Annotated in this window: 26 protein-coding genes; 3 read left to right on the top strand and 23 right to left on the bottom strand. The window is 43.7% G+C overall.

Features of this window, described 5'->3' with window-relative positions; genetic code table 11:
• The first annotated feature begins 3 nt into the window (after positions 1-3).
• Together O7C57_RS07760 and O7C57_RS07755 are read left to right on the top strand one after the other, a co-directional pair.
• Positions 4-222, top strand: coding sequence for an ANR family transcriptional regulator (locus tag O7C57_RS07760; RefSeq protein WP_154622134.1), 219 nt, complete (start codon positions 4-6; stop codon positions 220-222).
• Positions 223-940: 718 nt separating this feature from the next.
• Positions 941-1,201: a YfhL family 4Fe-4S dicluster ferredoxin gene (locus O7C57_RS07755; protein WP_154622133.1), complete on the top strand. Its 261-nt coding sequence runs from the start codon at positions 941-943 to the stop codon at positions 1,199-1,201.
• Positions 1,202-1,351: 150 nt separating this feature from the next.
• Here O7C57_RS07755 and acpS read toward each other — a convergent pair whose 3' ends face one another.
• From acpS to lepA, 7 genes are all read right to left on the bottom strand, one after another.
• Positions 1,352-1,738, bottom strand: coding sequence for a holo-ACP synthase (gene acpS, locus O7C57_RS07750; RefSeq protein WP_154622132.1), 387 nt, complete (start codon positions 1,736-1,738; stop codon positions 1,352-1,354).
• Entirely contained in the window at positions 1,738-2,469 is a 732-nt protein-coding gene (gene pdxJ / locus O7C57_RS07745) for a pyridoxine 5'-phosphate synthase (RefSeq protein ID WP_154622131.1), read from the bottom strand. The genes acpS and pdxJ overlap by 1 nt, the downstream gene beginning before the upstream one ends.
• A gap of 213 nt (positions 2,470-2,682) precedes the next feature.
• On the bottom strand, positions 2,683-3,426 hold the full coding sequence (gene recO, locus O7C57_RS07740; RefSeq protein ID WP_154622130.1) for a DNA repair protein RecO: 744 nt from the start codon (positions 3,424-3,426) through the stop codon (positions 2,683-2,685).
• Complete coding sequence (era, locus tag O7C57_RS07735; protein ID WP_154622129.1) at positions 3,426-4,334, bottom strand: GTPase Era; 909 nt, start codon at positions 4,332-4,334, stop codon at positions 3,426-3,428. The genes recO and era overlap by 1 nt, the downstream gene beginning before the upstream one ends.
• Positions 4,331-5,011 carry a ribonuclease III gene (rnc, locus tag O7C57_RS07730; RefSeq protein ID WP_154622128.1) on the bottom strand — a complete coding sequence of 227 codons (681 nt, stop codon included), beginning with the start codon at positions 5,009-5,011 and terminating at the stop codon, positions 4,331-4,333. The genes era and rnc overlap by 4 nt, the downstream gene beginning before the upstream one ends.
• A gap of 268 nt (positions 5,012-5,279) precedes the next feature.
• Entirely contained in the window at positions 5,280-6,251 is a 972-nt protein-coding gene (gene lepB, locus O7C57_RS07725; protein ID WP_154624305.1) for a signal peptidase I, read from the bottom strand.
• Between the two features lie 17 nt (positions 6,252-6,268).
• The gene (gene lepA, locus O7C57_RS07720; protein ID WP_163863540.1) at positions 6,269-8,065 is read right to left on the bottom strand and encodes a translation elongation factor 4; all 1,797 of its coding nucleotides are present in this window, start codon (positions 8,063-8,065) and stop codon (positions 6,269-6,271) included.
• 284 nt (positions 8,066-8,349) lie between these two features.
• Between lepA and O7C57_RS07715 the strand changes: the two genes are divergently transcribed.
• Positions 8,350-8,628 carry a DinI-like family protein gene (locus O7C57_RS07715; protein ID WP_269723874.1) on the top strand — a complete coding sequence of 93 codons (279 nt, stop codon included), beginning with the start codon at positions 8,350-8,352 and terminating at the stop codon, positions 8,626-8,628.
• Between the two features lie 38 nt (positions 8,629-8,666).
• Here the strand turns inward: O7C57_RS07715 and O7C57_RS07710 are convergent, their stop codons facing one another.
• The 16 genes from O7C57_RS07710 to O7C57_RS07635 all read right to left on the bottom strand — a co-directional run bounded on the left by O7C57_RS07710 (position 8,667) and on the right by O7C57_RS07635 (position 22,872).
• Positions 8,667-10,037 (bottom strand): hypothetical protein, encoded by a 1,371-nt coding sequence (locus O7C57_RS07710; RefSeq protein ID WP_269723873.1) that lies wholly within the window; start codon positions 10,035-10,037, stop codon positions 8,667-8,669.
• A gap of 73 nt (positions 10,038-10,110) precedes the next feature.
• A complete protein-coding gene (locus tag O7C57_RS07705) occupies positions 10,111-11,088 on the bottom strand; it encodes a DUF6453 family protein (RefSeq protein WP_269723872.1) in 978 nt (325 codons plus the stop codon).
• A 25-nt stretch (positions 11,089-11,113) separates the two neighbouring features.
• Positions 11,114-14,869: a phage tail tip protein J-related protein gene (locus O7C57_RS21610; RefSeq protein WP_269723871.1), complete on the bottom strand. Its 3,756-nt coding sequence runs from the start codon at positions 14,867-14,869 to the stop codon at positions 11,114-11,116.
• Complete coding sequence (locus O7C57_RS07695) at positions 14,870-15,268, bottom strand: DUF6950 family protein (protein ID WP_269723870.1); 399 nt, start codon at positions 15,266-15,268, stop codon at positions 14,870-14,872.
• Between the two features lie 59 nt (positions 15,269-15,327).
• Positions 15,328-15,702 carry a hypothetical protein gene (locus tag O7C57_RS07690; protein WP_269723869.1) on the bottom strand — a complete coding sequence of 125 codons (375 nt, stop codon included), beginning with the start codon at positions 15,700-15,702 and terminating at the stop codon, positions 15,328-15,330.
• Positions 15,703-15,754: 52 nt separating this feature from the next.
• Positions 15,755-16,336 (bottom strand): hypothetical protein, encoded by a 582-nt coding sequence (locus O7C57_RS07685; protein ID WP_269723868.1) that lies wholly within the window; start codon positions 16,334-16,336, stop codon positions 15,755-15,757.
• Complete coding sequence (locus O7C57_RS07680; protein ID WP_014656479.1) at positions 16,336-16,932, bottom strand: hypothetical protein; 597 nt, start codon at positions 16,930-16,932, stop codon at positions 16,336-16,338. The genes O7C57_RS07685 and O7C57_RS07680 overlap by 1 nt, the downstream gene beginning before the upstream one ends.
• A gap of 2 nt (positions 16,933-16,934) precedes the next feature.
• Positions 16,935-20,015, bottom strand: a complete 3,081-nt coding sequence (locus O7C57_RS07675) for a tape measure protein (protein ID WP_269723867.1) — start codon at positions 20,013-20,015, stop codon at positions 16,935-16,937.
• A gap of 21 nt (positions 20,016-20,036) precedes the next feature.
• Positions 20,037-20,264, bottom strand: coding sequence for a phage tail assembly protein T (locus O7C57_RS07670; RefSeq protein ID WP_014656481.1), 228 nt, complete (start codon positions 20,262-20,264; stop codon positions 20,037-20,039).
• 56 nt (positions 20,265-20,320) lie between these two features.
• On the bottom strand, positions 20,321-20,713 hold the full coding sequence (locus O7C57_RS07665; RefSeq protein WP_014656482.1) for a phage tail assembly chaperone: 393 nt from the start codon (positions 20,711-20,713) through the stop codon (positions 20,321-20,323).
• The gene (locus O7C57_RS07660; RefSeq protein ID WP_196993042.1) at positions 20,713-21,195 is read right to left on the bottom strand and encodes a phage tail tube protein; all 483 of its coding nucleotides are present in this window, start codon (positions 21,193-21,195) and stop codon (positions 20,713-20,715) included. The genes O7C57_RS07665 and O7C57_RS07660 overlap by 1 nt, the downstream gene beginning before the upstream one ends.
• A 61-nt stretch (positions 21,196-21,256) precedes the next feature.
• A complete protein-coding gene (locus tag O7C57_RS07655; RefSeq protein WP_053110561.1) occupies positions 21,257-21,589 on the bottom strand; it encodes a hypothetical protein in 333 nt (110 codons plus the stop codon).
• Positions 21,586-22,035 (bottom strand): HK97-gp10 family putative phage morphogenesis protein, encoded by a 450-nt coding sequence (locus O7C57_RS07650; protein ID WP_269723866.1) that lies wholly within the window; start codon positions 22,033-22,035, stop codon positions 21,586-21,588. The genes O7C57_RS07655 and O7C57_RS07650 overlap by 4 nt, the downstream gene beginning before the upstream one ends.
• Entirely contained in the window at positions 22,028-22,351 is a 324-nt protein-coding gene (locus O7C57_RS07645) for a phage head closure protein (RefSeq protein ID WP_014656486.1), read from the bottom strand. The genes O7C57_RS07650 and O7C57_RS07645 overlap by 8 nt, the downstream gene beginning before the upstream one ends.
• A gap of 9 nt (positions 22,352-22,360) precedes the next feature.
• A complete protein-coding gene (locus O7C57_RS07640; RefSeq protein WP_014656487.1) occupies positions 22,361-22,687 on the bottom strand; it encodes a head-tail connector protein in 327 nt (108 codons plus the stop codon).
• Positions 22,687-22,872, bottom strand: coding sequence for a hypothetical protein (locus O7C57_RS07635; RefSeq protein WP_014656488.1), 186 nt, complete (start codon positions 22,870-22,872; stop codon positions 22,687-22,689). Before O7C57_RS07635 ends, O7C57_RS07640 begins: the two co-directional genes overlap by 1 nt.
• Positions 22,873-22,874 lie beyond the last annotated feature (2 nt).

Below are 22,874 nucleotides of genomic sequence, written 5' to 3'. Positions count from 1 at the left end.
TATATGACATTCATAAACAACGATAGCCCGTTGTATTTCCGCGCGGCTCGGGATGCGATTCGTCTTGAACAGGCAAAGAAATATTTTGAGGCTTCTAAAGCTTGGTCACAAGCCCATAGGTTATCCCGATCACGAGATAACCAAATATGGAGCGAACGACGCTCTGACTTTTGCTTTATGCAAATTAAACGCGAACAGTATAAACTCGCGAGTCATAAGTAAAGTACATGAAAATGAACCAAAAATCGGTGGTATTGCTTATACATTGACGTCTCCTAATGGTCAAGATCCCCCCAGTAGGGGCGTATTCTGCCAGATGGTAACAACATGTTATGGAGTACAAAGCCCCAGTCAAAAGCCTCGCCCCCGATCAATGACGGGAACACGCGAGGCTTTTTATATTCGGGGTTCGCCACGTTATTTTGGGTCGCAATAATCTTGAAAGGATACAAAGAGAAAAACACAAGGTCGTCATAAGTACTGCCAGATAGATCGCTACAATAATGGAAAAATTTGATAGGAACCTCTTCGGCGAAAGAGAGAGTTGATTGATAGGAAATTGAGCGCTTTTTCGCCATGTCATCGACGCGGCTTATTGAGCTATTTTAAAATGCTTATACGACAGTGAGTTATGTGTATAACTTAGGTAATTCTCAATACGATAAAGCGTCAGTATGATCATCAGAATCGGGGCTTTTGCCCTTTTATGATACGATAGTCGGCATGAGATTGCCTATTTATATCAACACATTAAATATAAAGCTCACACATTCACTGTTTTTGAATCGATAAAAAGAATATGCGTTGCGGTTTTGTGTTATGAATTTAGGTTTTACAATGTAAAATAGACGGTATTAAATGGCAGCTCATCGCCAAAAATAACGAATACTGAAATAATATCACTCACTGACTTTAACTGAATAATATATAACCTATTGATATGGCACTATTAATTACCAAAAAATGCATCAATTGCGATATGTGTGAGCCTGAATGTCCTAATGATGCAATCTATATGGGCGATGAAATCTACGAGATCGACACAGATCTCTGTACTGAGTGTGTTGGCCATTATGATAAACCGACCTGTCAGTCCGTTTGTCCTATCACTAATACTATTATTACCGACCCTCAGCATATCGAAACCCAAGAACAACTGTGGGATAAATTTGTGATGATCCATCACGCTGATAAGATTTAATCAGTTTATACGTTTTGCCGTTCGTCGCTAATAAACCAACCTATGACTATGACGAAATGAGATACCCCGCCGTAAACGGCGAGGCATCCTGTTTTGAATCGCGATTACCGCCTGAGAATTCCATTTATCAAAATGGCGTTTAAACGATTATCACGACAAACTTTCAATGATCACCGTCGCCACGGCATAATGACGCTCATCGGTAATAGAAACATGGATATGCGTCACTTTCATTCGTTGAGCCAACTGATTCGCCTCTCCGAGCAATGTAAGTTGTGGCTTGCCTAGGGCATCATTGCTGACTTCAAATTGATTAAATGCTAAGCCATTACGAATGCCAGTACCTAAAGCTTTAGCCGCCGCTTCTTTAACCGCAAAGCGCTTTGCCAGAAAACGCGCTGGTTGAGCTTGTTGCTGAAATTGCTTAAATTCATTTTCGGTTAATATACGCTTAGCCAAGCTATCGGCCGAACGCTTAATGACACCTTCAATCCGAGCAACTTCGACAATATCTGTACCTAGACCGATAATTGCCATTAGTCACGCGCTTCTCGTAGTAATTTCTTCATATCGGATACTGCATCGGCTAATCCACTGAACAATGCTCGACCAATGATCGCATGTCCGATATTCAGTTCATAAATTTCAGGCAATAACGCGATGCGTTGAACATTATGATAGGTTAACCCATGACCCGCATTAACTTTTAAACCTTTATTCGCCGCGTAAGTTACGCCATCACGAATACGACGATACTCAATTTCCTGTTCTTGCTCTGTTTTTGCATCTGCATATGCACCAGTATGAATTTCAATAAATGGCGCGCCTGCGGCTTGGGCTGCATCAATTTGTGCGTGGTCAGCATCGATAAATAGAGAGACTTGAATACCTGCTTCAGTGAGACGTTTCACTGCTTCTGTGATTTTTGGTAATTGGCCCGCCACATCTAATCCACCCTCGGTGGTCACTTCTTCACGTTTTTCAGGTACAAGACAACAAAAGGTCGGTTTAATACGGCATGCGATCGTCAGCATTTCCTCTGTCACTGCCATTTCAAGATTCATCCGCGTTTGGATAGTCTCTTTCAGCAATTCAATATCCCTATCAGTGATATGACGACGGTCTTCGCGTAAATGTACAGTAATGCCATCAGCGCCTGCTTGCTCAGCAACAAATGCCGCCTGAACAGGATCAGGATACTGGGTGCCCCGCGCATTTCTCACTGTCGCGATATGATCTATGTTGACACCTAACAAAAGCTCAGCCATTTTTCACTCCCTATAATTGATACGGTCAAATACGCACGAATGCCCCTATCCTACTGCAATTTAATATTTATTGGGAATAAATCTCTATCACTACGCGTACCTTTCCACATTTCGCTGTTTTTTTCTGCAATCTCTTATCGTTTGATAACGGTGAATAAAACTTGGAGGGTAAAACCGTCAACGGTGCACAATGCGGGATATGTGCAGATTCAATCAGGCTTTAGGGGGATGGGTAGGCGGAACTTTCACGAATTGCCTAAATAACTCACGACTTTTTAATGGCTTTCCGCCCAAATAAGGCTTTAACGCCATGCGTGTAAAACGTTTTGCCGCTTTTAGCGTATCACTGTCTGGAAACTCACGAGCGGCTAACGCTTTGAGCTGCCTCCCCGTGAAGCTTAATTGATCTATCACCAAACTACCGATAAACCCTTTTTCTTCGCGGTAACGATAAGTCATTGTATCTGCAACGGGTTCGCCACTGCCTGCACAATGAAGGAAATCAACTCCATAACCAAGGTAGGATAATAATGCTAATTCAAATTGACGTAATGCCGATTCAGGTGTTTGTTCACTCGCGGCAAGTAATTGTAAACATGAAAGGTAGTCAAAGAATAACGCGGAATACGGTGTTCCAAACTCAATGACGCGCGAAACTAACTCATTGAGATATAAACCGCTATAAAGCACAGTACCCGATAATGGCAGCGAGAGTGAAATCGGATCCGCATGGGTTAACGTTTTGATTTCGCCTTTACCTCCCCAACGGATAAGTAATGGCGTAAAGGGCTGCAAGCAGCCCCTCAGCGGTGAACGATTACGGCGAGCACCTTTTGCTAACAGTCGAATTTTGCCTTCACCTTCAGTAAAAAAATCAATTAATAGGCTTGTTTCACTGAAAGGCCTAGAATGAAGCACAAATGCACGTTGCCAGCCCGCACTCACCGTTTCACCCATTATTTTAGGTCATCAACATAGCCTAAGCTGCGTAGCGCTCGTTCATCATCAGCCCAGCCAGCTTTAACTTTCACCCAAAGTTCAAGATGGACTTTGGTATCAAACAGTCTTTCCATATCGATACGGGCTTCTGTGCCGATCGTTTTGAGTTTACTGCCTTTATTACCAATAACCATTTTCTTTTGGCCTTCACGTTCAACCAAAATAAGGCCATTGATATGATAACCGCCCTTTTCCATAACTTTGAATTGTTCGATTTCAACAGTGACAGAATAAGGTAATTCATCGCCCAAGAAACGCATTAATTTTTCACGGATGATTTCCGATGCCATAAAGCGTTGAGAACGGTCAGTAATATAGTCTTCTGGGAAATGGTGTTCAGCTTCAGGAATGTGTTGCTTGACAATTTTTGCAATTGTATCAACACCTTTGCCTTTTTCTGCACTAATTGGTACCACATCCAAAAAGTTCATTTTTTGGCTAACAAAACTAATATGCGGTAACAGAACCGTTTTATCCGTTACATTATCAATTTTATTGATCGCTAAAATGACTGGGCAGCGTAGACTTTTTAGCTTATTAAGCACCATTTCATCATCGTCGGTCCAGTTCGTGCCTTCAACAACGAAAATAACCAGCTCAACATCACCAATGGAGCTTGAAGCAGCTCGGTTCATCAAACGATTTATTGCCCGTTTCTCTTCAATATGCAGCCCTGGAGTATCCACATAGATGATTTGGTATTCCTCTTCAGTATGGATCCCCATAATACGGTGACGAGTCGTTTGGGGCTTTCTCGATGTAATCGAAACTTTTTGCCCTAACAACTGGTTTAATAACGTTGATTTGCCGACATTGGGTCGCCCAACAATAGCCACAAAGCCACAGTGGGGTTGTTTTTCACTCATTCAATCTCCAAAATTTTCAATGCTTGCTCCGCAGCGGCTTGTTCAGCTTTACGACGACTTGAACCAACACCATGAATAGGCTGTTCAATACCACTCACTTGACAGTGGATAGTAAACTCCTGATCATGAGCCTCACCTTTTACCTGAACAACCATATAATTAGGTAAAGGCAAATGACGCCCCTGTAGATATTCTTGTAATCTCGTTTTCGGGTCTTTTTGTTTATCGCCCGGGCTGATTTCATTCAGCCTGTTTTGATACCAATCTAGAATAATTCGTTCTATCGTTTGAATATCACTATCGAGAAAAATCCCGCCGATCAGTGCTTCAACTGTATCTGCGAGTATAGATTCACGGCGGAATCCGCCACTTTTTAATTCACCCGGTCCTAAACGTAAACATTCACCAAGCTCAAATTCACGAGCAATTTCCGCTAACGTGTTTCCACGAACTAACGTTGCTCTCATACGACTCATATCCCCTTCATCCACTTTAGGGAATCGATGATATAAATCATTGGCAATAACAAAACTTAAAATAGAATCGCCAAGGAATTCTAAGCGTTCATTATGTTTACTGCTCGCACTACGATGTGTAAGCGCCTGAATTAAAAGGTCGTGTTGATTAAACTTGTAACCAAGTTTTCGTTGTAATTGCTCAAGTAAAGAGGGGTTCATGCGCGCCCAGCCATTTTTCTGATTGACAAAAAAGCACACGCAACAGACCTGTAAGGAACAAAACTGTTGCGTTTGCACTGACTCTTAACGCTTTATCCTTAATTTTAAATAATAAATTTCAGCTAAAAATATAGCTAAATACTATTAATATGATTATAGGAGTTAATTAAGAAGCCAATAAATATTTAATTAAATTATATTGTACACTGAGAAAAACAATAATGCTTCGGTTTATACGGGTTTTCGTGCGAAAACCCGTATAACATGATTATGAACCTAGTGGTCCAATACGACTAAAACGAATACCGGTAGGCCACTCGTTTTCTTGTTTATCGAGGCTTAACCAAATAAACACCGCGCGACCAACAAGATTTTCTTCAGGAACAAAGCCCCACATACGGCTATCAGAACTGTTATCCCTGTTATCACCCATCATAAAATAATGTTTTTCAGGCACAATCCATTCATTTGGTGGCATATTCGGTTGAATATAACGCGATTCTGTTATTGCCTGACGAATAATCAATATCTGGTGCTCGACAGTATCAAGCTTTTCACTTCTTTGATATTGACGTAATGCATTACTTGGAACAGGTTGATCAACGGGGATTTCATAGTTCCCTTTTTGGCTCTCAACGACAGAATCAACATTGAAGAACATTGTCCATTCACTTGGCGCTAATGGGCCATATTTAATTGGCAATTGCTTGGTACAGTTATTGTCCGCACAATTCGGATAAATTGTCAGTTCCTTCGCATCTGGGTTATAAACAATTTTATCGCCGGGTAAACCAATCACACGTTTAACAAAGTCCACACTCGGATCCTTTGGATATTTAAATACTGCAATATCACCGCGAGAGGGTTTACCGGTTTCAATCAAGGTGGTTTGCGTTATTGGGTCTTTCAACCCATAAGCAAACTTTTCAACCAACATGAAATCCCCAACTAATAACGTTGGCATCATCGATCCAGATGGAATTTGAAATGGTTCGTAAATAAACGAACGAACCACCAAAACAATTGCTAAAACAGGAAAAATTGAAGATCCTGTTTCGACCCATGACGGACGGCGTACCACTTTCTCCATCTCGTCTTGAGTCAATGAGCCTTGACTCACTTCCTGTATATGTTTGAGCTTCTTCTTCCGCGCAGGCGAAAATTTAAAGCGATCTAAACACCAGATAATCCCCGTAATCACTGTTGCCAGTGTTAGGATCAAGGCAAAGGTGTTAGCCATTGAGACTCCTTGTAATTTTAGTTGTCTTTACCAACATGCAATATCGCCAAGAACGCTTCTTGAGGCAATTCAACATTACCGACTTGCTTCATACGTTTCTTACCTTCCTTTTGCTTCTGTAACAGTTTTTTCTTACGGCTAACGTCACCACCGTAACACTTAGCAAGCACGTTTTTACGTAATTGTTTAACTGTAGAACGAGCAATAATATGGTTACCGATCGCCGCTTGAATCGCGATATCAAACTGTTGACGAGGAATCAACTCCTTCATTTTTTCAACCAGTTCACGACCACGATACTGTGAATTTGCGCGGTGAGTAATCAATGCCAGTGCATCCACACGCTCACCGTTAATCATCACATCCACACGCACCATATCTGACGCTTGGAAACGCTTAAACGTATAATCTAAAGAAGCATAACCTCGGGAGGTAGACTTCAAACGATCGAAGAAATCTAGCACAACTTCTGACATTGGAATGTCATAGGTTAGCGATACCTGATTACCATGATAGACCATGTTTGTCTGAACGCCGCGTTTTTCAACACAAAGTGTAATCACGTTTCCGAGATACTCTTTCGGCATCAACATATGACATTCCGCGATCGGCTCACGCAGCTCTTCAATGTTATTCAGCGGTGGCAATTTAGCAGGGCTATCAACATACACAACCTCACCGTTCGTTTGTACAACTTCATAAACGACGGTTGGCGCCGTGGTGATCAGATCTAAATCATATTCACGCTCTAAACGCTCTTGGATGATCTCCATATGCAGTAAGCCGAGGAAACCACAACGGAAACCAAAACCTAGCGCACTCGACGTTTCTGGCTCATAGAATAATGAAGCATCATTTAAACTCAGTTTGCCCAGTGCATCACGGAATGCTTCATAATCATCTGAACTGACTGGGAATAAACCGGCATAAACTTGCGGCTTCACTTTTTTGAATCCAGGTAAGGCTTTTTCTGCTGGATGACGAGCACCTGTGAGCGTATCCCCTACTGGTGCACCGGTAATATCTTTAATCGCACAAACTAACCAGCCCACTTCACCGCAGCTTAATGAATCACGGTCGATTTGTTTAGGTGTGAAAATACCGAGTCGATCAGCGTTATATACCTGGCCAGTACTCATAACCTTAATTTTATCGCCCTTACGCAAGGTACCGTTTTTAATACGGATAAGCGATACAACACCTAAATAGTTATCAAACCATGAATCAATAATCAGGGCTTGCAGAGGTGCTTCAGAATCACCGACGGGAGCAGGAATTGATTGAACCAAACGTTCAATAACCTCTTGCACGCCGATACCGGTTTTCGCTGAACACCGCACTGCATCATGAGCATCAATGCCCACAATATCTTCAATCTCTTCCGCTACGCGTTCCGGATCTGCCGCTGGCAAGTCGATTTTGTTCAAGACTGGAACAACTTCGAGATCCATTTCAATCGCTGTATAGCAGTTAGCCAGTGTTTGGGCTTCAACCCCTTGCCCCGCATCAACAACCAACAGTGCGCCTTCACAAGCGGCTAACGAACGTGATACTTCATAAGAGAAGTCAACGTGGCCAGGCGTATCAATGAAGTTTAACTGATAGGTCTCCCCATCGGAGGCCTTATAATCAAGCGTCACACTTTGCGCTTTAATTGTAATTCCGCGTTCACGCTCTAAATCCATGGAGTCTAGAACTTGAGCCGCCATTTCTCTGTCCGTCAAACCACCACAAATTTGAATAATACGGTCAGATAACGTGGACTTACCATGGTCAATGTGAGCAATGATAGAAAAGTTTCTTATGTTATTGATTTTCAAGGTAATATCTTCTTTTAAATTGCCTACAAAATCAGCCTTGGGCACACTCATGGACACAAGACCAAACCCTATAAAACAGGGATTTATTCACAATGAATTGCATTCTACATACAACAGTTACCTAACACAAAAATTTCTTGTCAGCCCTTATTTACAATTAAAGCAATAAATAAACTTTGAGATATCCATTGACCTTTGATTGCAATCTGCTGTATATAATTACAGTTATATTTCACTGTATAAAAACCCAGTTAATTTAATCTGCGAAGGAGTGTTTTATGGTTACCATCAAGATCCGCTTTAATAGCAACAGAAAAGGTCAACTACCCACAGGCACATTCGAAGCATTGAAAAATGAAGTAACAAAAAGATTAAGTGCTAAGTATTCTGATCTTAAAGTCGATATTAATTGGGGTGCTCAAGATAATTTATCGATTGATGGTCTTGGGAAGAATGAGAAGAAAACTTACATTGAAGAAACACTAGAAGAAATTTGGAATGATGGTGAGTGGCTTCCTGAAACCCAAGAAGACGAAGTGGAATATTTTGATAAGTGATCTAGATGCGCCAACTACTCGAGCTGGCGCATTAGTTTTTATTGCTGCTCTACCTGTTCCGCAGCTTCCTGCTCTACCCTTTCAGCTTCCAATTCAGCCTTCTTAGCCTCCTCCTCCGCTTGCCTCTCCGCCTCCTCTTTCGCCAATCGCTCGGCTTCTGCTTGCTTGAGGTTGTAGATAGAGTTAGGTGGCATTTCGACGCGCATATCTATCCAGCGCGATTCAGGCACGTCACACGGCTCATAGTTTTTGTAGTAAACAGGGTTGCCGTCTTTATCTATGTACTTAATGCGCTTGTTCTGGAAACGTTCTGGCATATCTGCGTTCTGTTGGTGGAAAACAAAAACTTCAATATCACTATCTGGTCTCACCTCGTAATCAATGAGGACCATGTTTTTACCATTGTGGTCTTGAGGGATAACAAAGCCGTTATTGATACCCCATGCACCATCTGCATTAAAACCCACAACGCCTTTAATGAGGTAATGACCGACACCCAGTTTCTGCATAGTCACCCCCTCGGCTTCGTCATTGGTTTCAATATGCTCAGCAAACACTTTAACAATCGGCGATGCTGCTTTTAAGTTGCCGTTTGAGTCTTTGGTGGTGTTTCTATCATTATATAAATTATATTTATAAAGAACTTTTGAATTGCCACCAATAGCAATAACACCCTTTCCTTCAAAGTCCGCTGAAATTACAGTGTATGTGTCATAAGACTTTCCGTATATCGCTACACCATGCTTATAATGATATTTTGATGTATCAGCAGAGTTTCTAAATATTTGAGACTCTGTATTTAATTCCTTCAAAAATGAAGCATAGGACTCCTCATCTAGTTCAAATCCAGGCCCTTTTCCACCCCATCCATAATCACCAACCTGCATCAACGTGCCGGATTCAGCAGGTAGGGTATGCGTCCCTTTAGTCGACTTAATCGCGTTCTTACTGAAAGTTACGTCACCAGAGATAGTTCCGCCCGTCTTATCAAACTTCCCATCTAGCAGCTTATCCATTTCTTTCGCCGTTCTCAGCTGCTGTGTCGTACCATCGGGTAACGTCACTGTAATCGTACCGCTTTCTGTAGCCCATCGATTTAAGATATCGCTGAACTGCACATTCGAAACGTTCATTGCTACGATTTTATTTGCTGCATCTGAAACGGAATTCACCATCGTTGTCAGTATTTGATACGGTGCATTGCTCACCGATGCAGGCACAGGGAAACTCAGTGTTATCTCTGTGTTGCTCTGAATAGACGCAATGCTGTTAATGTAAATCGTTGCGCCATTTTGAATTAAAATAACCTGCTCTGCGGATACTCGCGAGTTGTTATCTTTCCACTTTGTGTTAGTTCCAATTAACTTTGTGCTGTTTGCTGTTGTGGTAACTGTTCCTGCGCTGTACATAATATTCTCCGAAATTTAGATACAAAAAAACCGCAATTAAGCGGCTTGTTTATGTGATAGATTAAGTTGATTGTTAGAAATAATCATCTCGGTTTAAAACCAAAACATTACATTCAGAATAAAACTCGCTTCCTTGTCCTGAATGGTGATTCCCCTGCTGCCCAGAATAAGATCCTCTAGCAATATTGATTGTTCCACTTTTCATTTGTAATCCAGCGTTATATGAACGACGACTTGAACCTGTCGCCCCTGTAAAAAATAAGCCGTACTGCCCTAGCGTCACCATCGGCTTATCAAATACTTTACTGGGGTTTTTACCTAAGCGAATATATTTAGGCTCTTTAATTGGCGGGTAATGATGTGTTAGCACCGGCTCCCCATTATCATTAAAAATAAACAATCCCCACTCACCAACTTTTGCAGGAGGATTGAATCCACCCTGCGTGATAACGATATCCATATTTAATGAGTGACCATTTGTCACAATGCGATTGTTTTTGTGGTCATATTCAATAACAGCTGAATCATGATCCCAATGAGCCAAAACTAACTGAGATGAGTTATTAGGTAAATCCGTTGGCAATGCCATGCCGTCTGTTACAAGCCCGCTATACGACCACACAATAAATCCCAACTTTGATTTGTCCGTGATTTTTGTGTAGTCAGTGGCATTATCAATGGCAACACCAAATGCTGAATTTTGTTCATCCGCACCAAAAACCTCGAAAACATGAACGATTGCCGTCGGCGCAACGAAGCCTTCATAGTCACCTTCCCCGTTAGGGTTTATGTAGTTAACATACATATGAACCGTCACTGTATCATCGGAGATAACAATATCTTTAATCACACTGAATTGAAGCCACCTATGACTGGGTAACCAAACATTACACGCCTTATAAGGCACGGCGACCAATGTTGAGCCTGATGATTTACCTGCTATCTTGAACTGCTCTGAATACTCATAAGTCTTTTTGGGGGGCTTACCTAGCTGCAACGATGTCAAATAGGCAAAATTACGCGTTCCAGACAGTGAGTAGGGGTTTTTCACTCCTACCTCATTGAATATATAAACATCATATTCCATAAAGCCGCCCTATCACTATTTTGGGTTTTCCTCCTGCATAGACTGCAATTTGGTCATTTTTGATGGTCATTCGTGACCCTGAGTCATCACTACCATTGATTTCAATAGTGCCATTATTCATATCAATCCGTGTTCCTGTTTTCCCTGCGACATAATTCTTTGAGCGCATATCAGTGCCAACAATGATTTTTTCGATTGTTGCTTGATTAATAAACGCTTCATTGATAAAAACTTGTCCTTTTTCAACAAAGAAAACCGGTTCCAACTTGCCACTTACAGGGTTAAAGATACCAAACGTATCAGCACTGAAACCAATTTGCGTGACGACTTGGCCGTTTTTTACCTCCGCTCCCATCATGAACTTGGAATCATAATACTGACCATTCCACCAAATCCCTGTTTTGATAGTGTAAATTGCCGAGCCATTGCCGTTGTGGTCAAAAATGGTTTGCCCACGTTGCTCAATAGCTGCTTTATTCTCTCCAATTTCAGACTTGATAAGCTCGTTAACTTCCGCTTGTGCTTTTTCATTGTCAGAAACAGTCTTCTTGAGCGTTGTGATGCTCGAATTAACATCATCAAACTGAGTTTCTAGTTTTTCAATCGACTGAGCAAACGCATGGTTGTTATCAGCTACAACTTTATCAATACGAGTGATTGACGCTTTAGCACGTAAAAGCTCAGACCCTTGCTCATTTTGCTGTGCTGCGAGCTGTAACGTCGTTTCAGCTTGCGATGATTCGATGTTAGACTGCGTGTTTTGAAGGTTCGCTATCGTCGCTTCATTGCTATCAAAGCGTGAAGAAGACACTTGCTCAAGCTCCGTCAATGTCTTATCCGTCTCAGCGATGGCCTTTGTGTTAGTTGTCACTGCGGCGCTGATATCTGATAACTCTTTGTTTGTCTTGTCTATTTCCTCTTTATTAGCGTTAATATCTTTCCCGAGCTCTGCGCGTACTTGCTCTGTGCGCTCTGAGTGTGCTTTGTCTTGCTCTGCGATTGATTTACGCACATCCACGAATTCAGCTTGCGAATCTTCGTAGTGCGCTTTCACGCTCTCTGCAAGCTCGGCTGTTGCTTTTTCGTTCGTCGCAGTTGCATTCGCAATACGCTTGACGTCCGCTTTCGACTGTAGCAACTCAGAGCTGTGTTGGTTCACTTGAGCAGTCGTCTGCATTATCGCTTCTGAAACAGCAAGCTCCACATTTGACAATGACGTCTCAAAGTGCGTGATATAGCCGCGCATCTCGCCGAATTCAGCTGTCGTTGATTGTTCAAACTTCGCTTGTGATTGCTTTAAATCGGCGGTTGCTGTTTCGACTGTTGTGACGCGCCCTTTAATGGTGCCAACTTCCTCGTTGGTCTCACCTAAATCAGCACGAACTTGCCTAATATCCTCTGCAAAAGCTTCATTTGATTTTGCTAGCGCATTTTGAACATTCAGAACATCAGCAGCCGTATGCTCAAATTGAGCCGCAACTTCTTGCTGGTACTTTGCTTGAGAGGCGGTGAAATCAGCTTGAACTTGCTCTAACTGCTTAATTGACGCCTTACCTTTAGCGGATTCTTCCTTGAGTTCATAGTAATTCTCAGTCGAAAACTGAGTTAAAGTCATCACCGCTTCGTTGACAGCTTCAACATCTCTATCAATGCTGACAACTTTCTGCTTCACATCAATAGCATCAAGCTCAAGCTCTGCAATCGCTTCTTTGCTAAAGTCAATCTGCTCTTGCATCTGCTTGCCGCCCTCGTTGGTGAGGAAGGTGTCGCCCAGCTCGTCAACCATATCCTTTGGCGTTCCACTAGCTTGACCCACAGCTTCGACAAATTGCGATTTTCCATAACTATTGACTGTTCGAACATAAAACCAATAGTCAGTACCCGCCTTTAAGTTATCTTTAGTCCAAAATTGCCCCTGACCTTGTCGGTTGGCTTTAGTGGTAACTTCGGTGTCATTCGTGCTGGCCAGTTTCTTGTCGCTGAACCAAAACTCAAACGTATAACCATGTTGGGCGGTTTCTCCGCCATGTGGAATACAGGTCAATGAGAACATGCCGCCAACCATTTCAACACTAACGGGTTTAGGTGGTGCCTGAATGTCAAAATCAACAATAGCAGGGGCAGACATTGCGCCCGCCGCATTGATAGAGCGAACTTCGGCACGATAAGAGCCGCGCACAAGCCCAGATAAATCAACTCTATCTTGCGGCACTTGAATCGACTGGATAACCTTGCCATTTTCAAGAATATTCACTGTGTTATAGCGAACATCGGCAGCAGCTGACTGCCAACTCAGATAGCCTTGAACCACTTCACCAATATTTGTTGGCACAAAAGTTAGGTTTAGTGGTGGAGCGACACCGCCAGTCGGTAAAACCGTAAATGGCGGGCGCACAAAAGGCTTACCAATGATGTCTTCATAGATATGTGGTCCATCCTCTTCGAGCAGTAACTCGACCCCTTCTTGCGGATGAAACTTCCACTCAGCCACGCGGCACTCAAAGTTCTGTATACCGATATGGGGCAAGTTCAGCAAGCCAACATCCCCCGGTCTATATGCATAACCATCCATATTCATCTTTAACTGAATACGACGACCGGCACGTTTTTTACGTAGATACAAGTTTGTGACTCTTGCGGCTTGATACGGGCTAACAATAAAACGATAGTCAATGTTCTCTTTTATCTCTAATCCGTCTTCTTCAACCCACTCTTCAACAATAACAGGCTCAAAGTCTGTTTGAATATATTGTTGCTCTGCATCGACAAACGTACCGTAAATCGCATTGGTTGCATCACGTAACCCTAATTCTGGTGTGATATTGACTGTATCAATGATTTGATTTGGCTCGATACGCAATACAGCAGGCCCATTGTACGCTTGCATCAAGATACCGTGCTTTCCAGCCACATAGGTTGGCTCAGCAGCTATGCATTTGTGCATGTGGTCAAGCACTGATGCTGGCGATTCGGAAAGTTCATAAGCGCCATTAATTGTATAGCGAGGCTCCGTATTACCCTCTGGGGTCATTACAGGCTCATCACATAAATCAGCAGCGACTTTGAACGCATCAAAATCAATGTCGGAATCAGGAACGTTTAAATAACTACGATAATAATCAAGAATGACTAATGCGCCGTTATTACTCCACACGGTTTTACCAGTGCGCGGGTCATAGATTTGCTTCCCCCACACTTCTACTTTGACGTTTGGTACGCCGTATGGAAATTTCTCAGCATCGTACTTTAGCGTTAAGCGTAACCACGCTAAGCCATCCCCTATCATGTCTTCTTTCCATGATGGCGCATTTTTTAACATGTAGGGGTCACAATCCGTGCGGCTATTGTGAAACTCATAATCCGCTTTATCGCCGAATTCACTAATCAAATCGTCGTTCAGCCAAATCTTGCCAATGCGGTCTACTTTATGTGCTGCAATGGCTAGTGCCATAAATAAGCGTTCGTTTTCTGTTTGGTCACCCTTTTCTTCTTCGGCAAAAAAGAGCAGCCCTGAACACACTGTTTTACCGACGATAATGGTTTCTGGTGCTACAGCAGAGCGTAATATTTGTTTGCGTTCGGATTGGTCGCGATAGCCGGAAGGCAATTTATCCTTGAAGAGCATTGAGCTAGCAGCCTGAACAGCAATGCCCGCTGCAATTAAAGCTGTTCCTAGTCCACCAGTAACAATAACGCCAGCAATCATCAGACCCGTCGAAACAACACTTGATACAACTTTACCCATTTACTCTACTCTCCATGCTCTGATTGGTTGATGCTTCACAGGTCTAGCCCCTTCTTCAGTAACTGCCCAAATTTTATTCGCCCACAACACGCCAAGAGTTTTACCTTCGCCACCCTCAAACAGAACAATGTCACCGCGACTTGCTGCACTCACGGGAATTTCAGCAAAAAAGCGTGATAATGCTGACTCGATATCACCAAACTCGGATTTCAGGACACGCGCTGCGCCTGTTTTTGTTTTGTATCGACCTCGCACATTTGCACATGGATCAAAGTCACAAATCGCCATCACGCAATCCGCCGCAAATAAGCAGCAATCATGTTCACCCCATGAAAAAGGGCGACTCATTGCTTTTTGTAAGGTTTGAGGGAGTCGAGTTGTCCAGTTGATGTGTCGCATTTGATGATCTCCAGGCATAAAAAAACCCGCCGAAGCGGGTCAGATTTCTGTGCTATTGACTAGATTTTAAATGAATCATATTCCATCTTTTTAGCAACCACTTTAGTATAGGATTTTGTATCTGTGGTTCCCATGAATTTTCTTCCATCTTCAAGCTCAACAATAAAAGTCACTTCTTTTTTATTTCCACCCAAAAATATACCAGCTATCGCGCCTATAGGACCCAGTAATACGCCTCCTGCAACTCCCCAACCAAGAGCACCGCCGACTTTTTTAACGCTATCTTCACTTGCTATATCAATGGTTTTTATTTTGTTAGCCAAAACACATTCACCATTGAACTGAAAGACCCCTTCTTTGATAAAAAAAGCTCCACTAGTAATGGATATTTCTGAGTATGGAAAATTCGCCGCATGTACTTTCACTTTAGCCATGTAAGACCCCAATTAAGTAAGTAACAACAGTTCCCCCTCATATTAACACTAACTATTTATAAATAAATACAGGAGCATCTTTTTTGCTACCCCAGTAAATTGCACGCTCTGCCATCTGTGCTGAGTAACGGAATATACGATCACCATTGTGCCGCTTTGACCACGATTCGTCAGTAAACCTATCAGGTAACCCTTGTGACCAACGCTCAAATCGATTTGAGACAGTAACAGCCACCTCACATTTATCCCCCGCACTCACACCAATATTACTAATCTGCCCCGCAAATAACACCTCAGCAAGAACGGGCTGCCCGTCCTCATTAAGCGCAACCATCATTAGCCTAACTTCGCGCCCTCGACTTCGCTCGTTCATTACATCACCTAAGAGTGAAGCGTCAAAGCCACTCAGCGATAAAATAAGTTGCTGAGGGCTAGTTGTATTTTCTTCTGATACCGTCTCAATAGCACCAAACTGCCCCACACCTTGATAGACTTCACCTGCAATGATTAAATTACCCGTCGATGTATGCACCCGTGTTACTCCGGACTTTAGGTCAAGTTTTGCGGCGACGACGATATAGCACCCCTCATTAATCGCTTTAACCATCTCATTCGAAAAAGGATGATAATTCATCAATAAAGCGCCTCCTCAAAAGAAAGTGTCGTTGATGTAAAAATACCCGGCACCCGACGCAGCCGACCTTGGTTATTGTCGGTTAGCTTAAAGATGCCATAAGGATTTTGTACTTCAATCTTTTCACCTACTGAAGGGGGATTGCGAAGCATCGGGGAAAACACAATAGTTGCATTTCCTTCCGCATCGCTTATCACGTCAGAGGTTACTTTTTTAAGTTCATGATTAATTGTGATGTTATCAGCAGCTCTTAGCACTAACGAGTTGGGTATCCAACCTTTAGTTAACAAGGAGCGCCCAGTTTGATTGGGTTGATTAACAACAGGCTCCCCCACATTGTCAACACCACGCCTTGCCCAATCAAATAACCTGATACGCCCCGACTCCCCATCTAATTGAGCCAGAATAACTTCCAGTATCCGCGATTTATCATCCGTTAAGTTATTGAGTGCTAAATCACAGCGCCAGCGGCTACCAGGGAAACGCACTGTTTGTGCGCTCCCAGTAAACGTTGAAATAAAGGTTTTGGTGTTGCTAATCAGTTGCCAATCAAGGGATGATGGCTCCAACTCTTTAGGCCAAGTGAGAATGTCCATGTTTATTTCCCTAGCGTTTTACGCAATTTACCATTTGTTTGAAAATCTCGCATGATATCAGCCTTAGCCTTTGCCGCGCCTTCTTCCGCCCCTTGGCGCGCCGCCTCTCTTAATGCCGCTTCAAGCGCAGCATCACCATTACCATGAACATGAATTTCCTGCTGAATAGTTGTGCCACCAGCCGGTTTCTCATTAACAGGCATATCAATTTTAGGGAGTTGAGCACGAACACCCAGCGAGCCATCTTTAGCGCGAGTCAGTGGCATAATGGCTTCGGGACCAGCCTCGCCCATTAAACCTAGCGATGGAACGCCCCCTTTTGCAAACGGGAAGAATGTCGGAGCGTCAATAACTTGACCACTATAAGCACTAAGCCCCGGTGTGTTGTACATGCCGCCCTTAGCGTTCGGCACATAGCTTTGCCAACTCGTAGACATCCCCATGGCACCTGTATTTGCACTAGAGGCTCCTGCGCTAGCGCCTGCAGATGCGCCACCTGCAAAGCCGCCAAACAACCCCGTCAGTGAGTTTGTTATCATGGCTTGCATAGCAATACGAACAAGGTCTTGAATAATAGCTTGAGCCAGTGATGCTGATAGCTCTTGCAACGCTTCTGAAAATGACTTAGAGCCTGTCAATATTCCCGTCAGCGCATTGCTAGTGCGTTGCTCAACAGTTTCCAACAAGTTCATCTGCATTTTCTGCCATTTGCCCTGTGCACCATAAAGCTCTTTTGCAGCTTCTAATTGAGCCTCTTTCGAGCGATTAGTTGCTGCAATCATGAGTTCCTGGTACCGCTCCTGACTAATCAAGTCATTGTTGCGGTAGGCCTCATATAATGCTCGTTGTTCATTAAGCTGGTTTTGCAGTTTAACAACAGGGTCAATTTCCCCCGAAATCTCATAACTTGGTAAGGCCTTTTGGTTGGCTTCTTCGGTTAACTTTTGCTTGATGTAATCATTACGCAGTTGCAAGCTGGCGGTATAATACTGCTGCTCACTTAACAGATTGGCTTGACGAAGTTCGTTCAACTCCTTGGCGGCTTCTTTTTCTTTGCGAACAATAGCTTCATAAGGACTGTATTTTTCTGCGAGCTCTAAGCGCTTGCGCTGATGATTTTCTTCATTCAGCAGCGCTAGACGCTTCATCTCAGACTGACTGACGTAGCCTTTTTTATTCAACTCAATTAATTTGTCGTTATTCTCCTTTTCATCAGCAAGTATCTTTTGCAGACTTGAAAAATGTTCAGACTCAATCGATTTCCGCAATTGCTGGTAATCGTTAAGCGCTTTATTTTTACCTTTGTCTTTATCGCTCTCAGTCAATTTCGGGGTGGGGAGCTCGCCATTTCCAGATACTTCGACCTTTGAGCCTGAATCTATTTTATCTATTAGCTCCTTCACCGTTGCGGCGTTAGCTTTTAGCGTGTTAAGGTTTTGATTTACTGTATCAAGTTTAGCTTGTTCTTCTGTTAACCTATCATTGTCAGGGCCTTTCTTCCCGAAAATCCGACCGAAGCTATTTGTATGATCGTTTTTGATACCATGGATTTGCCCCTGAATGCCATTAGCAACCTTCTCCATTTCCATTATTTCTTTTTTATATTCGATTAGCTTTGCTCCTAACTGAGCCTTGCTTAGATTTGCTAATTCAGCAACCGTGATCTTAAGAACAGAGTTGAGCTCAAGAGCTTTTTGTTTAGTTTCACCAACCTTTTCAGTCACATAAAATAAAGCGCCACCCAACATCATGGCAGCACCGACAGGCCCACCCAATAATGCCATTGTTCCGCGCAAAGCTCGCGATGCAAAATTCAAGCGATTTTGTGCTGCGGTTAGCTCGTTAACACTTGCTGTTTCGGCTTTATTAAGTGCAATAATTTTCGCATAATTAGCCGCCTGTTGTTGTCTGATCGCTGCTCGACGCTCCTCGGTTCTTGCCGCCTGAAGCTGAACACCAAGCGCCTCCTGAGTAGACATTGCATGTGCTTTATCAGCGCGAATTTGTGCAAGTGTAGTCTCCAGCCCTTTCGCCTGTGCTGCATTCAAAACATAATTGTTTTTCGCTGTAACAAGCATGTTTTTACCCGCTTCATACGCACTCAGCGACAAATTGCCCATATAGCGCGATAAACCAATCCCCCCTATCGCAATTGCCGCTGTCGCAAAGCTGCTAAAGTTTTCACTGATTGTAGCTAACCCTGCCGCCATGGAACGAGTGATCCCCAAACTGGCGTTAATTTCACCAAAATAAGATTTGGCTGCATTGGTCGCCTTGGTGAAACTATCCGAAACTGTGTTATCCATGCTGTCTGCAAGGGCATTATTCGCCTCTTTGGCATTAATCAACGCGTTGGCAAATAATGTCATTGCAATGCCACTTTTGGATGCCATCTGTTTAACATCATTTTCTGTGACCTTAACCCCGCCGCGCATACGGGAAAGCTCTTTGGCAATATCCCCCACCACACTAGGCATCGCATTTAAGACAGAATGCCAGTCATTGCCCTTTAAAACACCGGTGACCATAGCACGGTTTAGTGCGTTATATGCGGATTCAGTTTGTTGTGCACTGGTCGCATTGGCCGTAAAAACCGACGATAACGATTCAATGTAATCCAGCGTATTTTCCGTGGAATATCCCAGCTCTTTCATGGCCGAAGCTGAACCCACATACAATTCTTGGGTCGTTTCAATCGCCTTCCCGTTGCGGTTACTCACCGTTAAAAAGCGCTGCTGAAGCTCCTCATAACGACTGACATCGCCTTCAACTGAATTTAATGCCATTTTTATCCGTGCGGACATCTGCCCCCAGTCATCAACAACGGTGATCAGCGTTGATACCGAAAAGAAGCCCGCTAACGCCCCTGACATCATCTTAGCGGTGTTAGTGACAGTGGCTAGTTGCCTATTGATGTCGCTTAATGCCTGACGCTGAGCACGTAATTCACGCTCAAGGCGACGACTGTTTGCCCCCATCGAACGATAATAATCCGTTCCCATTCGGCTGGCGCGTGCGATTTCAGCCTGATAACTGGTTGAGTTAGCCGAAATTTTAATAATAAGTTCACGAAGTTTTGACATAAAAACCCCTCAGCAAAATCGTTACCCTGATAATGATGCAAAAAAATCTTCTAATCCCGACCCTGCTTGCTCCTCCGCCTGCACACTCTCGACATCCCACCGGAGCAGCGTATCGTTCAAGGTTGTCTTGACCCCTTGAGCATTAAAAATAGCGGCTGTAATTTGGGCTGCATGCACATCTTGACGCGCATCACCAATGGGGTTTATCGAATCAAATGCCCACCAGAGCTGTAATTCACTGGCAGGCATCTGACTGATTTCAGAGAGGGTTTTCCCTAGCCGTAAGGCCAAGGTGAGCAAGAACTTTAGTGCAGGCTCACGGACTTTTTTTCTGCCTCATTCGTGCTGGTAATGAGTTGAAAAGCCTGATTAACCAACCGTGCATGAACGGGGCCGTAAATTTTCAGTACCTCGCCCTTATCTTCGGGGGTAAAAACTGGGGTTAAGTCTTCGTCAAGCAGGACGTTGATCAGGAACTCAACATCCGTTTCAAGGTTACGCTTCACCACCTCTTCCGTGCTCATTTCGGTCGTTTCCCCCAAATCGCGGTGCTCTTTTAGCCATTTCAGCCAGATAGAGACCGACGGCTCGCGCAATACAACATCACAACCCCACTCAGGGACGTGTACTTTTTTAGTGCGAAATGAATTAGCCGCATTCAAAGCAACATCACGCAAGTTTAAGGTTTTCTTTGCCATTACTTAGTGCCTCCGGTCGGTTGAGACTGCGTTGCTGGTGCTGACTTGCCTTTTACGACGGGCGTTGGCTTACCTTTCAAGCGCAGCGTAAATGAAGCGCTAACAACGCCACCAGTGGAAACTGACCAGCTATTTTGACGCACCTCCGCTAAAAAGACGTAACCATTACCCGAGGGAAAAACCACTTTAAAGGCATGAATCGTGTCGTCGTCATACGCCTGACGTAACACCTCCTGACCCTCGTCAGGTGTCCAGTTGCCACTGATAGTCACTTCCGCCTGAGCTGGCAGCCCGTTTATGGTCTCCTGCTCGGTAGAGCATAGTGTTGTAACATCAATGTCGGCCTTTTGACCGCCCGTATAGCTAATTTCTTTCGTTGAGCAATCAATCGACACCGAATCTGTTTCGACAGCAGTAATATCCGTTGCCGCCAGTCTAGATACACTGATTTTGGTGCCTTGCGTTTTTTCATATTTAGCCATTTTTTGATTTCCTATAGACATAAAAAAAGCTGCCGAAGCAGCTTGTGAGGGTAATTTGAAGTTATTGCCAGACTTGACACTCTAATGTTGCACGAAACAGCTTAGTGTCTGATTCATAAGATTGTCGTTCCGTTATTGATGTGGGTCCTAATATTTTTATAGCCTGCCGCATCCCATCACGAATGATCCGCGCTTCGTCAACTGTATTGGCATAAACATCAATTTGAATGTTGGTCATGGTTTCCGCTTGCCCACTGAAAACATCGTTTGGGATATCGTAAATAGACAAAATAGACCAAGGCGGGGTGACGGGTTTGTTTTGTGGTACAACATAAGAAAAGACTTTGTTCGGCAAAACTGGCTTTAACAGTGGGATGATATCGCCTTCTGTCATCGTCGCAGCACCTCATCAATGGCCTGATTTAACTTGCTGATCGCAAACTCTGCCGCTTCATCCGCTTTACTGTCAAATGCAGGGCGAATGAAGGGGTGCGGGGGCATTTTTGATGTTCCCTCCTCAAGAAAGCGCCAATAGTAAGCGTTATGCGGATCATCCGCTTTCATCTTACTATCACTGTTTGTGCCTTCTTTATTGCTGCCACGAACATAGACGCCAGCCGAAACCTCACCACGCTGACGGCCGCGTTGATTACCTGCAACAATGTTTTTGGCCAGTTTCCCTGTACGCTTTGGGGCTTTCACTCTGGCTTCATCACGTAGCACACTCGCTGCCGCATAAGCCGCCTGTCGCAATACTCTGTTACTTTCTGCCTGACTAAGTAATTCCAACTCCCTAGAAACGTCATGGAGTCCGCCAAAATCAATACGCACATCAACCATCGGAAACTCCTTGCTTGCACAACAACTCAAGACGTGTGAATTTAACATCAGGGATCACCGATTGGATGTCGTAATTTAAGCCGCGGTAAACCATGCGGCATGCAGGAGTAATATCCGGCCGATAGCGCAACCAAACACGCACAGTCACTTCGGCCATCTCTGCATCCGCGGCCAGTAACTCGCGACCGCTAATCATTCTCACTTCCGCCCGAACCGAGGCAATATCTTGCCAATTATCCACATAAGTGCCTGACGGTAATTCAACAGGATTGTTTTTCTGAAAGGTGACTTTGTGTCGTAATCGCCCTGCTTGCATCCCGCCTCCTTATAAACCATAAATACGGTAAGGTTGAAGTAGCGCGCTAACCGCGAGAGGCTGGGATGAGAAAGACGACCCAATCACCGCATTTTCCCGATTGGCATACCATTGACCAATCAGTAATAGCATGGCGTTTTTGACATCATCACTTAGCAGTAATGGTTCGGGATCGTCGTGATAACCGGTAGATAATTCGCTTTCATACAATTTCCGCCGCGTGTAGTTTTCGACATACTTCACGGCAGCCGCTGTATAAACATCCAGTAACTTATCATCATCAGTAAAATCAGCCTCGATATTGCAATGCGCTTTAACGAGTTCAAGAGAAAGCATTATTTCTCCTTTTTCGCCTTCGTTTGCTTTGTGCTCGACTGTCCAGTGGTGTGATTGGCAACACTGTCAGAGGCATAGCCTTTTTGGATCAATTCACGCCCATGCTGCTCAGTCGTCTCAATTTCATCACCTTCAACGGCCACGCCACCGCCAAAGCAAATGGGGCGCAATAGCTTTAGTTTCATTT

Origin of the sequence: Providencia sp. 21OH12SH02B-Prov (assembly GCF_027362595.1) — a bacterium.
GTDB classification, from domain to species: Bacteria; Pseudomonadota; Gammaproteobacteria; order Enterobacterales; family Enterobacteriaceae; genus Providencia; species Providencia zhejiangensis.
The sequence above is the reverse complement of the archived record's forward strand: the minus strand, read 5'-3'. Positions and strand labels throughout refer to the sequence as shown.

Coding starts and splice junctions, on each gene's coding strand:
- O7C57_RS07760 (WP_154622134.1), top strand. CDS start 4: ATGACATTCATAAACAACGATAGCCCGTTGTATTTCCGCGCGGCTCGG.
- O7C57_RS07755 (WP_154622133.1), top strand. CDS start 941: ATGGCACTATTAATTACCAAAAAATGCATCAATTGCGATATGTGTGAG.
- acpS (WP_154622132.1), bottom strand. CDS start 1,738: ATGGCAATTATCGGTCTAGGTACAGATATTGTCGAAGTTGCTCGGATT.
- pdxJ (WP_154622131.1), bottom strand. CDS start 2,469: ATGGCTGAGCTTTTGTTAGGTGTCAACATAGATCATATCGCGACAGTG.
- recO (WP_154622130.1), bottom strand. CDS start 3,426: ATGGGTGAAACGGTGAGTGCGGGCTGGCAACGTGCATTTGTGCTTCAT.
- era (WP_154622129.1), bottom strand. CDS start 4,334: ATGAGTGAAAAACAACCCCACTGTGGCTTTGTGGCTATTGTTGGGCGA.
- rnc (WP_154622128.1), bottom strand. CDS start 5,011: ATGAACCCCTCTTTACTTGAGCAATTACAACGAAAACTTGGTTACAAG.
- lepB (WP_154624305.1), bottom strand. CDS start 6,251: ATGGCTAACACCTTTGCCTTGATCCTAACACTGGCAACAGTGATTACG.
- O7C57_RS07715 (WP_269723874.1), top strand. CDS start 8,350: ATGGTTACCATCAAGATCCGCTTTAATAGCAACAGAAAAGGTCAACTA.
- O7C57_RS07710 (WP_269723873.1), bottom strand. CDS start 10,037: ATGTACAGCGCAGGAACAGTTACCACAACAGCAAACAGCACAAAGTTA.
- O7C57_RS21610 (WP_269723871.1), bottom strand. CDS start 14,869: ATGGGTAAAGTTGTATCAAGTGTTGTTTCGACGGGTCTGATGATTGCT.
- O7C57_RS07695 (WP_269723870.1), bottom strand. CDS start 15,268: ATGCGACACATCAACTGGACAACTCGACTCCCTCAAACCTTACAAAAA.
- O7C57_RS07690 (WP_269723869.1), bottom strand. CDS start 15,702: ATGGCTAAAGTGAAAGTACATGCGGCGAATTTTCCATACTCAGAAATA.
- O7C57_RS07685 (WP_269723868.1), bottom strand. CDS start 16,336: ATGAATTATCATCCTTTTTCGAATGAGATGGTTAAAGCGATTAATGAG.
- O7C57_RS07680 (WP_014656479.1), bottom strand. CDS start 16,932: ATGGACATTCTCACTTGGCCTAAAGAGTTGGAGCCATCATCCCTTGAT.
- O7C57_RS07675 (WP_269723867.1), bottom strand. CDS start 20,015: ATGTCAAAACTTCGTGAACTTATTATTAAAATTTCGGCTAACTCAACC.
- O7C57_RS07670 (WP_014656481.1), bottom strand. CDS start 20,264: ATGCCTGCCAGTGAATTACAGCTCTGGTGGGCATTTGATTCGATAAAC.
- O7C57_RS07665 (WP_014656482.1), bottom strand. CDS start 20,713: ATGGCAAAGAAAACCTTAAACTTGCGTGATGTTGCTTTGAATGCGGCT.
- O7C57_RS07660 (WP_196993042.1), bottom strand. CDS start 21,195: ATGGCTAAATATGAAAAAACGCAAGGCACCAAAATCAGTGTATCTAGA.
- O7C57_RS07655 (WP_053110561.1), bottom strand. CDS start 21,589: ATGACAGAAGGCGATATCATCCCACTGTTAAAGCCAGTTTTGCCGAAC.
- O7C57_RS07650 (WP_269723866.1), bottom strand. CDS start 22,035: ATGGTTGATGTGCGTATTGATTTTGGCGGACTCCATGACGTTTCTAGG.
- O7C57_RS07645 (WP_014656486.1), bottom strand. CDS start 22,351: ATGCAAGCAGGGCGATTACGACACAAAGTCACCTTTCAGAAAAACAAT.
- O7C57_RS07640 (WP_014656487.1), bottom strand. CDS start 22,687: ATGCTTTCTCTTGAACTCGTTAAAGCGCATTGCAATATCGAGGCTGAT.
- O7C57_RS07635 (WP_014656488.1), bottom strand. CDS start 22,872: ATGAAACTAAAGCTATTGCGCCCCATTTGCTTTGGCGGTGGCGTGGCC.